Origin of the sequence: Nocardioides sp. URHA0020 (genome assembly GCF_000620705.1) — a bacterium.
Taxonomy (GTDB): domain Bacteria; phylum Actinomycetota; class Actinomycetes; order Propionibacteriales; family Nocardioidaceae; genus Nocardioides.
The window spans coordinates 323,556-336,158 of sequence record NZ_KK211167.1 but is presented as its reverse complement, the minus strand read 5'-3'; the positions used below and the strand labels follow the sequence as shown (position 1 = coordinate 336,158).

The 12,603-nt window shown below is 71.2% G+C and carries 11 protein-coding genes; 3 read left to right on the top strand and 8 right to left on the bottom strand.

Annotation, left to right across the window (positions count from 1 at the left end):
• Positions 1-27: 27 nt before the first annotated feature.
• The 3 genes from N542_RS0110310 to N542_RS0110300 are packed head-to-tail and all read right to left on the bottom strand — an operon-like array spanning position 28 to position 4,156.
• The gene (locus N542_RS0110310; RefSeq protein WP_028643845.1) at positions 28-681 is read right to left on the bottom strand and encodes a histidine phosphatase family protein; all 654 of its coding nucleotides are present in this window, start codon (positions 679-681) and stop codon (positions 28-30) included.
• Positions 682-683: 2 nt separating this feature from the next.
• Positions 684-2,891, bottom strand: coding sequence for a 3-hydroxyacyl-CoA dehydrogenase NAD-binding domain-containing protein (locus N542_RS0110305; RefSeq protein ID WP_028643844.1), 2,208 nt, complete (start codon positions 2,889-2,891; stop codon positions 684-686).
• Between the two features lie 53 nt (positions 2,892-2,944).
• On the bottom strand, positions 2,945-4,156 hold the full coding sequence (locus tag N542_RS0110300) for an acetyl-CoA C-acetyltransferase (RefSeq protein ID WP_028643843.1): 1,212 nt from the start codon (positions 4,154-4,156) through the stop codon (positions 2,945-2,947).
• Between the two features lie 134 nt (positions 4,157-4,290).
• Here N542_RS0110300 and N542_RS0110295 point away from each other — a divergent pair, with 134 nt between their 5' ends.
• Entirely contained in the window at positions 4,291-5,016 is a 726-nt protein-coding gene (locus N542_RS0110295; RefSeq protein ID WP_028643842.1) for a MerR family transcriptional regulator, read from the top strand.
• Positions 5,017-5,073: 57 nt separating this feature from the next.
• Positions 5,074-5,952, top strand: a complete 879-nt coding sequence (locus tag N542_RS0110290; protein ID WP_028643841.1) for an NAD(P)H-binding protein — start codon at positions 5,074-5,076, stop codon at positions 5,950-5,952.
• Here the strand turns inward: N542_RS0110290 and N542_RS24335 are convergent.
• The 5 genes from N542_RS24335 to N542_RS0110265 form a co-directional block, all read right to left on the bottom strand.
• On the bottom strand, positions 5,949-6,542 hold the full coding sequence (locus tag N542_RS24335; RefSeq protein ID WP_051551593.1) for a CPBP family intramembrane glutamic endopeptidase: 594 nt from the start codon (positions 6,540-6,542) through the stop codon (positions 5,949-5,951). The genes N542_RS0110290 and N542_RS24335 overlap by 4 nt on opposite strands.
• Before the next feature lie 76 nt (positions 6,543-6,618).
• On the bottom strand, positions 6,619-8,073 hold the full coding sequence (locus tag N542_RS0110280; RefSeq protein WP_028643840.1) for a DEAD/DEAH box helicase: 1,455 nt from the start codon (positions 8,071-8,073) through the stop codon (positions 6,619-6,621).
• 232 nt (positions 8,074-8,305) lie between these two features.
• Positions 8,306-8,500, bottom strand: coding sequence for a CsbD family protein (locus N542_RS0110275; RefSeq protein WP_028643839.1), 195 nt, complete (start codon positions 8,498-8,500; stop codon positions 8,306-8,308).
• A 45-nt stretch (positions 8,501-8,545) separates the two neighbouring features.
• On the bottom strand, positions 8,546-9,982 hold the full coding sequence (locus N542_RS0110270; RefSeq protein ID WP_028643838.1) for a flavin-containing monooxygenase: 1,437 nt from the start codon (positions 9,980-9,982) through the stop codon (positions 8,546-8,548).
• A 77-nt stretch (positions 9,983-10,059) separates the two neighbouring features.
• Positions 10,060-11,217 (bottom strand): CaiB/BaiF CoA transferase family protein, encoded by a 1,158-nt coding sequence (locus tag N542_RS0110265; RefSeq protein WP_028643837.1) that lies wholly within the window; start codon positions 11,215-11,217, stop codon positions 10,060-10,062.
• 340 nt (positions 11,218-11,557) lie between these two features.
• On the opposite strand from N542_RS0110265, the gene N542_RS26610 reads away from it, so the two are divergent.
• Entirely contained in the window at positions 11,558-12,517 is a 960-nt protein-coding gene (locus N542_RS26610) for a hypothetical protein (RefSeq protein ID WP_028643836.1), read from the top strand.
• Positions 12,518-12,603 lie beyond the last annotated feature (86 nt).

Below are 12,603 nucleotides of genomic sequence, written 5' to 3'. Positions count from 1 at the left end.
TCCTGTCGCCGAGATGCCAGAACTCGGTCACCGATAGGTGAGCGCGCCGCCCTCGAGATGCGGGTGCTCGTTGAACGTCAGGAGCCGGGGACCGGTGGATCCGACGACCACGCGCGTGACGGAGGAGTTCACGAGCACCGTGTTGAACCGGCTCCAGAGACGGGCGTACGACGCCGCATCGGCCTGCGGGTCGACCAGCGCGGCGCAGAGCGCGGCGATCACGCCGCCGGAGGTCACCGCCACGACGACCCGCCCGGGGCCGGCCTGCGCGCAGGCGGCGTCAAAGGAGGCCGTCGACCGGTCGCGGAACGCCGACCACGACTCGGCGTACTCGTCGTCGTGCAGGCCCGCGGTCCAGCGAGCGGTCGCGAGCTCGAAGACGCGCTGGAACTCCCGGCGGTCGACGTCGCCGCCCGGCGCCTCCGGGTGGGCCCTGACCACCGAGAGGTGGTCGAACTCGTCCCACCCCGGGTCGACCGCGGCCTCGGGCCAGCCGGCGGCCTCGGCGGTCTCCCGGTGGCGCCGCATCCCTCCGCGCACAACGGCGGTCGGGCTCGGCCCGCGCTCGCGGAGCCAGGCGCCCAGCAGGCGGCCCTGCTCCCAGCCGGTCTCGGACAGGACGTCGTAGTCGGCGCTGCCGAACGACGCCTGGCCGTGCCGGACCAGGAGCAGGACCCCCACTGCTAGGCCGGGAACGAGCCGCCGGAGGCGGCCAGGTCGCGCAGGTAGGCCGTCGGGCGGAAGCGGTCGCCGTACTTCTCGGCCAGCTCGTCGGCGCGAGCCACGAAGGCACCGAGCCCGACCTGTCCCGCGGTGCTCTCGTAGCCGGTCATGAACTGCGCGGCGCCACCGGTCAGGGCCGGGAAGCCGATGCCCATGATGGAGCCGATGTTGGCCGCGGCGGCCGACTCGATGACGCCCTCCTCGAAGCACTTGGCGGTCTCGATGGCCTCGACGAAGAGCAGCCGGTCCTTGATGTCCTCGAAGGGGATCGACTCGGTGGCGACCGGGAACGTCTCGGCCAGCCCCGACCAGACGCCGGTGCGCTTGCCGTCGACGTACTCGTAGAAGCCGGCGCCCTTGAGCCGCGACGGACGGCCGATCTCGATCATCTTCGCGACGACGGCCTCGCCCGGGTGCGGCGTGTAGGTGCCGCCGTCGCGCTCGACGGCGTCCTTGCTCGCCTTGCCGATCTTGGCCATCAGCTCCATGTTCAGCTCGTCGCTGAGCTGGAGGGGACCGACCGGGTAGCCGTCCTGCGTGCCCGCGCGCTCGATGCTGACGGGGTGGACGCCCTCGGCGAGCATCGCCAGGCCCTCGTTGACCATCGTGCCGATGACGCGCGAGGTGTAGAAGCCACGGCTGTCGTTGACGACGATCGGGGTCTTGCGGATCTGCTGGACGATGTCGTACGCCTTCGCCAGCGCGACGTCCGAGGTCTCCTTGCCCCTGATGATCTCGACCAGCGGCATCTTGTCCACGGGGGAGAAGAAGTGCAGGCCGATGAAGTCCGCCGGGCGGTCGACGCCGGTGGCGAGCTCGGTGATCGGCAGCGTCGAGGTGTTGCTGCACAGCAGCGCGTCGGCGTTGACGTACGGCGCGATCTCGGCGAAGACCTGCTGCTTGAGCGCCGGGTCCTCGAACACGGCCTCGATCACCAGGTCGCAGCCGGCCAGGTCGGCCGGGTCCGCGGTCGGGGTGATCCGGTCCAGCAGCGCCTGCGACTTCTCCTCGGTCAGCTTGCCGCGGGAGACGGCCTTGGCGTTGAGCGCCTCGGAGTAGGCCTTGCCCGTGGCCGCGCCCTCGGCGCTCACGTCCTTGAGCACGACCTCCATGCCCGCGCGGGCACAGGAGTAGGCGATGCCGGTGCCCATCATGCCGGCGCCGAGGACGCCGACCTTGACGGCCTTGTAGGGCTCGATGCCCTGCGGGCGGAGCTTGCCGGCGTTGATGGCCTGCAGGTCGAAGAAGAACGCCTGGATCATGTTCTTCGAGCCCTGGTTGACGATCAGGTTGGTCAGGTAGCGCGACTCGATGCGCGAGGCGGTCTCGAAGTCGACCGAGGCGCCCTCGACGGCGGCGGACAGGATCGCCCGCGGCGCCTGGTAGAGCGCGCCCTTGGTCTGCTTGCGCAGCAGCGCCGGGAAGGCCGGCAGGAACGCGGCGAGAGCCGGGGACTTCGGCGTACCGCCGGGCATCTTGTAGCCGGGCCTGTCCCACGGGTTCTGCGACTCGTCCGGGTTGGCCTTGATCCAGGCCTTCGCGGCCGGGACCAGCTCCTCGCGGGTGGCGACCAGCTCGTCGACCAGGCCCTTCTCCCGGGCGGCGCTGGGCTTGAACTGGGTGCCGGGGAGCAGCACGTCCATCAGGCCCTGCTGCAGGCCGAGCAGGCGTACGACGCGGGTGACGCCGCCGCCGCCGGGCAGCAGGCCGAGCGTCGACTCGGGCAGCCCGATCAGCACCTTGTCGTCGTCGACGGCGATCCGGTGGTTGGTGGCCAGGCAGATCTCGAAGCCACCGCCGAGGGCGGCACCGTTGATGGCCGCGACCACCGGCTTCGGGAACTTCTCGAGCCTGCGCAGCCCGGCCTTGACGGCCTCGCCCATCGCGAAGACCGACCCGGCGTCGTCCTTGGTCGCCGTGACCATGTTCTTGAGGTTGCCGCCGGCGAAGAAGGTCTTCTTCGCGCTGGCGATCACGACGCCGGTGACGCTGGCCTCATCGGCGGCCAGCTCGTCGTACAGCCGCTGGACGGCCGCGGCCATCGACTCGAGGTAGAGCTCGTTCATCGTGTTCGCGCTGGCGGTCGGGTCGTCGAGGGTCAGGGTGACGATGCCGTCGGCGTCGCGGTCGTAGCGGACCGCGGTCTGCTCGGTGGTGCTGGTGCTCATCTGAAGTCCTGTTCTGGAGAGTCTGCTCGTACGGCGCTCTGGTCGCGGATCGCTCAGACCAGCTCGACGATCGTGGCGATGCCCATGCCGCCGCCGACGCAGAGCGTGGCGAGGCCGCGGCGCAGGTCGCGTCGCTGGAGCTCGTCGATGAGCGTGCCGAGGATCATCGCGCCGGTCGCACCGAGCGGGTGGCCCATCGCGATGGCGCCACCGTTGACGTTGGTGATCTCCGAGTCGATGCCCATGTCACGCATGAACCGCAGGGCCACGGCGGCGAAGGCCTCGTTGATCTCGAAGAGGTCGATGTCGCCGACCTCGAGGCCGGCTTTGGCCAGTGCCTTGCGCGCGGCCGGGGCGGGCCCGGTCAGCATGATCGTCGGGTCGGCGCCGGAGACGGCGGCCGAGACGATCCGGGCGCGCGGCGTCAGCCCCAGGTCGGAGCCGACCTGCTCGCTGCCGATCGCGACCAGCGCCGAGCCGTCGACGATGCCCGAGGAGTTGCCGGCGTGGTGGACGTGGTTGATCCGCTCGACCCAGTGGTACTTCTCGAGCGCGACGTCGTCGAAGCCGGCGTCCGCGCCGATGCCGGCGAAGCTCGGCTTCAGCCCGGCCAGTCCCTCGGGGCTGGTGTCCGGGCGGATCGTCTCGTCGTGGTCGAGGACGGTGAGGCCGTTGAGGTCGCGGACCGGCACGACGGAGTTGGCGAAGTAGCCGTTGGCCCACGCCTTGGCCGCGCGGTGGTGCGACTCCGCGGCGTACGCGTCGACGTCGTCGCGGCTCCAGCCCTCGATGGTGGCGATCAGGTCGGCGCCGATGCCCTGGGGCACGAAGCCGGCCTGGAACGCGGTCGCCGGGTCGGAGGCCCAGGCGCCGCCGTCGGAGCCCATGGCCACGCGGCTCATCGACTCGACGCCGCCGGCGAGGATCAGGTCCTCGAAGCCACCGCGCACGCGGGACGCGGCCTGGTTGACGGCCTCGAGCCCGGAGGCGCAGAAGCGGTTGAGCTGCACGCCCGCGACGGTGTCGGGGTAGCCGGCCTTGAGGGCCGCGGTCTTGGCGATGTCGCCGCCCTGCTCGCCGATCGGCGAGACCACGCCGAGGACGACGTCGTCGACCCGGGCGGGGTCGAGCGTGGGGTTGCGCACCTGGATCTCGTCGAGGAGCCCGACGACCAGGTCGACCGGCTTGACCTCGTGCAGCGTGCCCGCCGCCTTGCCCTTGCCGCGAGGAGTCCGGATGTGGTCGTACACGAATGCTTCAGCCATGACGTCCTACTCAGAGAATGGGGGGATCGGTGTCAATCGGAGTGCCTGCGCTCGATTGTGACACTATTACTGTCACCGTCAAGGAGTCGGGTGTTGTGGCGCACGTCACGGCCCGGCGACGACCGAGGAGAGCCATGGACGACAGCGTCGAGTCCCTGCGGGAGCTGCTGACCCTCGACGAGCTCACCGCCCGGGTCGGCATGAGCGTGCGCAACATCCGGTTCTACACGACCAAGGGGCTGGTGCCGCCGCCCCTGCGCCGCGGCCGGTCCGGCTACTACACCCCCGACCACGTCGCCCGGCTCGAGCTGGTCCAGGAGCTCCAGGCCCACGGCTTCACGCTGTCCGCGATCGAGCGGTACGTCGCCCGGATCCCAGCGGAGGCCACGCCGGAGGACATCGCACTGCACCGCACGATGCTCGCGCCGTGGCAGGCCGACCTGCCCGTCGAGATGTCGCGCGCCGAGCTGGAGACCCGCGCCGGCCGGCCGCTGACCGACGACGAGCTCACCACCCTGTCCGCGCTCGGCATCGTCTTCCCCGCCAAGCGCGGGCGCTACGAGGTCGCCGTGTCGCAGCTCTCGGTCGGGCTCGGGCTGCTCGACCTGGGCTTCCCGGTCGAGGCTGCGCTCGCCGCCGCGGAGGTGTACGCCGAGCACGGCCGCCAGCTCGCCAAGGAGCTCAACGAGCTCTTCCGGACCATGGTGTGGCCGGTCTACCGCGCCGAGGGCGCCTCGGCCGACACCCTCCGCGGAGTCGTGGAGCGGCTCAAGCCGCTCTCGATCGCCAGCCTGGTGTCGGCGTACGAGGCGGCCATGGACGAGACTCGTCGTGAGGACATCGCCCGCCGCGCTCGCTGAACGCCCCGCGACTGGGTACATCGTCGGGTGAGCCGCAGCCGCAACGAGGAGGACCGAGTGCAGGTACTGGTGACCGGCGCGACCGGATTCGTGGGGAGCCGGCTGGTGCCCGAGCTCATCGACCGCGGCCACGACGTCCGCGCGATGACCCGCCGCCCCGAGGCGTACGACGGTCCCGGCGACCCGGTGGCGGGCGACGTCTCGGATCCCGGCAGCCTCGCGGCCCCGTTGGACGGTGTCGACGTCGCGATCTACCTGGTGCACTCGCTGGACGACGACGACTTCGAGCAGAAGGACGCCGAGGCCGCGCGCGCCTTCGGGCTCGCCGCCGCTGCCTGCGGCGTGCGTCAGATCGTCTTCCTCGGCGGTCTCGGCAAGGACTCCGACAAGCTCTCCGCCCACCTGCGCTCGCGCCGCGAGGTCGAGCGGCTGCTCGGCGAGGCCGGCGTGCCGGTCACCGTGCTGCGTGCCGCGATCGTGGTCGGCGCGGGCGGCATCTCGTGGGAGATGACCCGCCAGCTCGTGAAGAACCTGCCGGCGATGGTGGTGCCGAAGTGGGCCGCGACCCGGACCCAGCCGATCGCCCTCGACGACGTGGTGCGCTACCTCGCCGGTGTCGTGGGCCTGGAGGCGGCGTACGCGCGGGTCTTCGAGATCGGCGGGCCCGAGCAGCTGACGTACGTCGAGATGCTGCAGCAGGCGGCCGAGGTCATCCAGGGCCGCACGGTTCCGATCATCACGGTGCCGCTGCTGACGCCGGGGCTGTCGTCACGCTGGATCTCGTTCGTCACCGACGTCGACACCACCACGGGGCGCAACCTGATCGACTCGATGGGCACCGAGGTGATCGTCACCGACCACTCGATCCGCGACCTGCTCCCGGACGAGCCGATGACGTACGCCGAGGCGGTCCGGCTCGCGGTCGCCCAGGACTAGAAGAGCTGGGGCAGCGCGAGCAGCATCACGAGCGACCACGTGACGTGGACGACGATGGGGGCCAGCACGCCGCCGGACCACCGGCGCACCAGCGCGACCACGAGGCCGAGCAGGATGGCGGCGAGGACCAGGGCGAGGTTGCCGGTCGCGAGGGTCACCACGGCGTACACCGCGGTGGTGGCGACGACCGGGCGCCGCGGGAAGCGGTCGTAGACGGCGCCGCGGAAGAAGAGCTCCTCGCCGGCGCCGGTCACCAGCGTGACCGCCGCGACGAGCGGTCCGGAGCCGCGCACGGCGTACGCCGTGACCGCGGCGACCTGGTCATCGAGGACCGACAGCTCGCGCACGATCAACGCGCCGAGCACGAACACGCCGGCCAGCAGCACCCCGACGGCCAGGGGAGGGAGGACCCGACGGTCTCCCAGCGGCACGGGGCCGCTGGCGAGCGCACCGACCGCCCAGACCGCGGCGAGCGCGAGGGCGGACGGGTAGAACCACACGCTGCCGGGCTCGATGCGGAACGAGACCCCGAGCAGGACCGTGCCTGCGACCAGGAACCCGATCGTCACCGCCTGCCGCACCGCGCTCACCCCCACGAGATCGCTGTCCCCGGGACGGGGTGCTCCCACACCCCGTCCCGGACAACGTCACACATGAGGGCGCCGATCAGCGGCGGCCGGAGCTGAAGGACGCGCTGCTGTGGCGCAGCTGGCTGCCGCCCGAGGAGGCTGCCGCCGCCGGACGACGACGCGCGCCGCCGGTGCCGGACTTGGCGGACCCGGACTTCGCAGCACCGCCGGACTTGGGCGCGCCACCGGACTTCGGGGCGCCGGAGCGTCCGCCACCGCCGGAGCGACGACCGCCGCCACCGCCACCGCGTCGGCCACCGCCGCCGCCACCGGCGGAGCGGTTGCCCTCGAACGTCGCCTCGGTGACCAGGCCACCGGGCAGCGAGCGCTCGCCGGGAGCGAGCTCCGCGAGGAGCGGGTGGCTCGCGCCGTTGATCTTGGTGGTCGTGGGCTTGATGCCCGCGGCCCGGGTCAGGTCGCGCACGTCGCGCACCTGCTCGTCGGTCATCAGGGTGATGACGGTGCCCTTGGCACCCGCGCGCGCCGTACGACCGGAGCGGTGCAGGTAGGCCTTGTGCTCGACCGGCGGGTCGGCGTGGACGACCAGCGCCACGTCGTCGACGTGGATGCCGCGCGCGGCGATATCGGTCGCGACCAGGGTGGTGGCCTTGCCGGAGTGGAACGCCTCCATGTTGCGGGTGCGGGCGTTCTGGCTCAGGTTGCCGTGGAGCTCGACCGTCGGCACGCCGTTGCTGTTGAGCTGGCGCGTCAGCGCCTTCGCGCCGTGCTTGGTGCGGGTGAAGACGACGGTGCGACCGGGGGCGCTCGTCAGGTCGGTGAGGACCGAGACGCGGTGCTCGCGCGGCAGGTGCAGGACGTGGTGGTCCATCAGCGCGACCGGCGACTGCGCCGAGTCGGCCTGGTGGGTGACCGGGTTCTGCAGGAAGCGCTTGACCAGGACGTCGATCGCCTTGTCGAGCGTCGCCGAGAAGAGCAGGCGCTGACCGGTGCGGGGCGTCTGGTCCATGATCCGGCGGACGCCGGGCAGGAAGCCGAGGTCGGCCATGTGGTCGGCCTCGTCGAGGATCGTGATCTCGACCTGGCTCAGGTCGACGTGACCCTGGCCCATCAGGTCCTCGAGCCGGCCGGGGCAGGCCAGGACGATGTCGATGCCCTTGCGCAGGCCCTGGACCTGCGGGTTCTGGCCGACGCCGCCGAAGACGGTCTGGGTGCTGAGGTTGGCGGTCCTCGCCAGCGGCTTGAGGGCCTCGTTGATCTGGTTCACGAGCTCACGCGTCGGCGCCATGATCAGCGCGCGCGGCTTGCGGGACTGGGCGGTCCTGCCGGAGGCGGCGAGGCGGGCGACCAGCGGCAGCAGGAACGCGTACGTCTTGCCGGAGCCGGTGCGGCCACGGCCGAGCACGTCGCGACCCGCGAGGGAGTCGGGCAGCGTGGCGGCCTGGATCGGAGTCGGGGAGGTGATGCCGAGGTCCGCGAGGACGACGGTCAGGGAGGCGGGGACGCCGAGTTCGGCGAAGCCCGCAGCAGACACTGCAGTAGACAAGAGAAGATCACTCACTGTTGGCGTGTCTCGCCAAGCTGAACCTCGCCGTGCGGGCGAGGAGCGGAGAAGCTGCCTCACGATGTGAGGGGCTCGATCTCGAGGAGATCGGCCGAAGCCCGAGGCAAGACTGAACGGGCTGCTTCGACAACTGTAGACGCAGCAGCCCGTCAGACCCACATCGACGCGGTGTGATGCTGGGTACTTCTCGACGCTCGTGGTGCTACTTGGAGAAGCCGTCCTTGACGTCGCCGACCGCGTCCTTGACCTTCTCGCCGGCGTCCTTCACCTTCGAGGAGGCCTGGTCGCCCTTGCCCTCCGCCTCGAGCTGCTCGTTGCCGGTGGCCTTGCCAGCCGACTCCTTGCCCTGGCCCTTGAGGTTCTCGACCTTGTTCTCTGCCTTGTCTCCCAGACCCATGTCTGCCTCCTTGGTTGTCTACCTCAGGGGTGACCGATCGGGCCGTCAGGCAAACCTCAGGACGCCGTCCTCGATGTCGTCGCGACGGATGGTGCGCACGTCGGAGACGTAGTTCTGCTTGAGCAGCCACGGAGCGCGGTCACCCTGCACCGGCACCTCGTCGAGCGCGCGCAGCACGTAGCCGGACGAGAAGTCCATGAACGGCCGCTCCCCCACGGCCGGGTCGCGCTCGGCGACGACCTGGCGGTGACCGTGCTCGTCCATGTGGCGCAGCAGGCGGACGACGTACTCCGTGACGAGGTCGGCCTTGAGCGTCCACGACGCGTTGGTGTAGCCGATCGTGTAGGCGAAGTTGGGGACGCCGCTGAGCATCAGCGCCTTGTAGGCCATGGTGTCGTGGACCTTGACGTCCTGGCCGTCGACGCCGAGCGTGATGCCGCCGAACGGCAGGATCTTCAGGCCCGTGGCGGTGACCACGAGGTCGGCCTCGATCTCCTCGCCGGAGGTGAGCCGGATGCCGGTCTCGGTGAAGGTCTCGATGGTGTCGGTGACGATCGACGCCGTACCGCGTCGCAGCGCCTGGAAGAGGTCGCCGTCCGGCACCAGGCACAGGCGCTGGTCCCAGGGGTCGTAGGTCGGCTTGAAGTGCTGGTCGACGTCGATCTCGGGCGGCAGCGCCTTGATGGTGTTCTTGCGGATGAAGCTGCGCAGCACGTCGGGGCGCTTGCGGCTGAGCTGGTAGCTGGCGAGCGCGATCAGGATGCTCTTCCAGCGCACGATCGGGTAGGCGATCCGCTCCGGCAGCCGCTGCAGCCGCCGGGCGATGGGGTCGCGGCCGGGCGCGGAGAGGATGTACGTCGGCGAGCGCTGCAGCATCGTCACGTGCTCGGCGTCCGGCGCCATCGCGGGCACCAGCGTGACGGCGGTCGCGCCGCTGCCGATGACGACCACCTTCTTGCCGGTGTAGTCGAGGTCCTCGGGCCACTGCTGGGGGTGCACGACCTGCCCCGCGAACTCGTCCTGGCCGGGGAAGACCGGGGCGTAGCCGCCCTCGTAGTCGTAGTAGCCCGTGCAGCCGAGCAGGAAGCCGGCCGAGATCTCGTGCGGGCCGTCGGGCGTCTCGACCTGGACCGTCCACCGCGCGGTGGCGCTGTCCCAGTCGGCGCGCACGACGCGCTGTCGGTAACGGATCAGCTCGTCCACGCCGTACTCCCGCGCGACGTCACGGACGTACTGCAGGATCGACGGGCCGTCGGCGAGCGCCTTCTCGCCGCGCCAGGGGCGCCAGCGGTAGCCGAGGGTGAACATGTCGGAGTCGGAGCGGACGCCCGGGTAGCGGAAGAGGTCCCAGGTGCCGCCGCTCACGTCACGCATCTCGAGCACGGCGAGGCTGCGGTGCGGGTGCTGCTTGCGGAGCTGGGCGGCGGTGCCGATGCCGGAGAGGCCGGCGCCCACCACCAGGACGTCGAGGTGCTCGGTCATGCCTGCCACCTTACTGAATATGTGTCAACAGGCCTAGGGCCGGGCGGTGCCGCCGGTCGGCAGGGCCGCGGACGGCGTCAGGTCTGGACGGCGACGCCACGCTGGACGAGGTCGTCGACGCCGTCGATCCCCCAGGCGGCGAGCGCCTCTCGGGTGTGCTCGCCGGCGGCCCTCGGGGGCGGGAGCGTCAGCGTCGGCGGCGTACGGGAGAAGCGCGGGGCGGGCGTGGGCTGGACCAGCCCCTCGTGCTCGACGAAGACGCCCCGGGCCTTCATGTGCGGGTGCTCGACGGCCTCGGTGAGCGGGATGATGCCGGCGACGCAGGCGTCGGTGCCCTCGAAGATCTCGACCCACTCGGCCTGGGTCCGGGTCCGGAACGTGTCGGTGAGGACGCCGCGCATCTCGTCGTACCGCTCCGGCTCGCCCTGACCCGGGCAGGTCTCCTTGACCCCGAGGGTCGTGACCAGCGCGTCGAAGAACTGCGGCTCCAGCGACCCGACGCTCAGGTGCTTGCCGTCGGAGGTCTCGTAGATGTCGTAGAAGGGCACGCCGCCGTCGAGCAGGTTGGCCGCGCGCTCCTCGGTGTAGCCGCCACTGGCGAGGAAGGCGGCGGACATGGCGTTGAGGTGGGCGGTGCCGTCGACGATCGCCGCGTCGATCACCTGCCCCTTGCCGGAGAGCCGCGCCTCGAGGAGAGCGGCGAGGATGCCGATGACGAGGTACGTCGATCCACCGCCGAAGTCTCCGACCAGGTTGCTCGGGAAGTGCGGGCGGGCCTTGTCCTGGCCCATCATCTGCAGCGCGCCGGTGATGGCGATGTAGTTCATGTCGTGCCCGGCGGCCTGCGCCAGCGGGCCGTCCTGGCCCCAGCCGGTCATCCGGCCGTAGACGATCCGCTCGTTGACGGCGAGGCAGTCCTCCGGGCCCAGCCCGAGCCGCTCGGTCACGCCCGGCCGCATGCCCTCGATCACGACGTCGGCGGTCCGGACGAGCTCCAGCACCGTGGCGACCGCCTGCGGGTCCTTGAGGTTGAGCGCGACGCTCGGCCGGCCGCGGTTGAGCAGCATCGTCGCCCCGCCCGCGAGCGCCTGACCGCCCGGACGCTCGATGCGGATCACGTCCGCCCCGAGGTCCGCCAGGATCATGCACGCGTGCGGCCCCGGCCCGATCCCCGCGATCTCGACGACCTTCACTCCCCGCAGCGGTCCGGTGCCCTGTCCCAGCTCGTACGTCATGTCGGGCATCATGACAGAACTGGTGTCACGGTCGTCGGGGACGGCGGTGGTGGCGGTGGCGGTGGGCTATCCACCGGGGGCTGCGTGGGGCGGTGGGCGGTCCACCTGGGCGACGGCGGTGGCGGTGGGCTATCCACCGGGTACGGCGTACCACTCGGTGGATCCCCCACCGCCGGCCCTGGGCGACGGCGGTAGCGGTGGGCTATCCACGGAGTGCGGCGTACGACTCGGTGGATCCTGCACCGCCGCCAAGTGTCCACAGGCCGGGCCCGCGACGCCGCTGTCCACAGCGCGCTCGAGCGCATCGGCGGATGCCCAGCGATCGCCGTCAACTGGGCGGATGCGACCGATACCTGAGGCCCTGACCGACAGGCCCTTCACCCGACAGGAGGCCCGCGCCCTCGGCCTCACCGACCGTCAGCTCGACGCCCGGCGATTCGTCCGGCTCTGTCCGCGGGTCTTCCGGTGCGCGGAGCACCGCATGACCGACGCGGACTGGGTGACTGCCGCGCGTCTGGCGCTGCCCGGGCGCGCCCGGCTGACCGGCATCACGCGCCTGCAGCAGCTCGGTCTGGACTTCGGACCACGACTCCCGCTGCACTTCGTGATCGAGGGAGAGCTGCACCTGGCGTTCGACAAGGTGTTCCTCCACCGCACCAAGCGGCTGCCGCCGACCGACGGGGTCGGGGTGATCGTCGAGGCCGCGTTCGTCGCCTTCTGCGCGCAGGCTCGCGTGCTCGACGCGATCAAGGTCGGCGACTGGCTGCTGCACGAAGGTCACACCACGGTCGACGCCATCCGCTCCTTCGCGTTGTCCTGCCTGTGGCGCGACGGGGCCGACGAGGCGGTCTGGCTGCTGGACCACCTCGATGCGCGGTCACGCTCGCTCAAGGAGAGCGAGCTCCGCGCGGTCCTGGAGTTCGCCGGCCTGCCGAGGCCTCAGTCGAACGTCGCAATCAATGTCCGCGAGGACGTGCAGGTGATCGGCGACCTCGTATACCGGAGCTGGCGCACGGTCGTCGAGTACGAAGGCGCGCAGCACCAGGAGGATCGCGGGGTCTACAGCAAGGACATCGACCGCTACGCGCTCATGCGTGCGTCCGACACGCACTACGTCCAGGTCACCAAGGAGCGGCTGCTCCGTCCGCGCACGATGGTCGGAGAGGTCTACCGCGCACTGCTCCGGGGCGGGTACGACGGACCGCCGCCGGCCTTCGGCCAGGAGTGGGAGGCGCTCTTCGGGAAGCTGTCCGCGGCAGTCGGACCGCGCCACGACCGCTATCGCTCGAGCGGTGCGTGATCCACCGTCCAGTCCGGCACATTCGGTGGATCCGCCACCGCTACCGCCCCCACCCCGCCCGAGCGGTGCGTGATCCACCGTTCCGA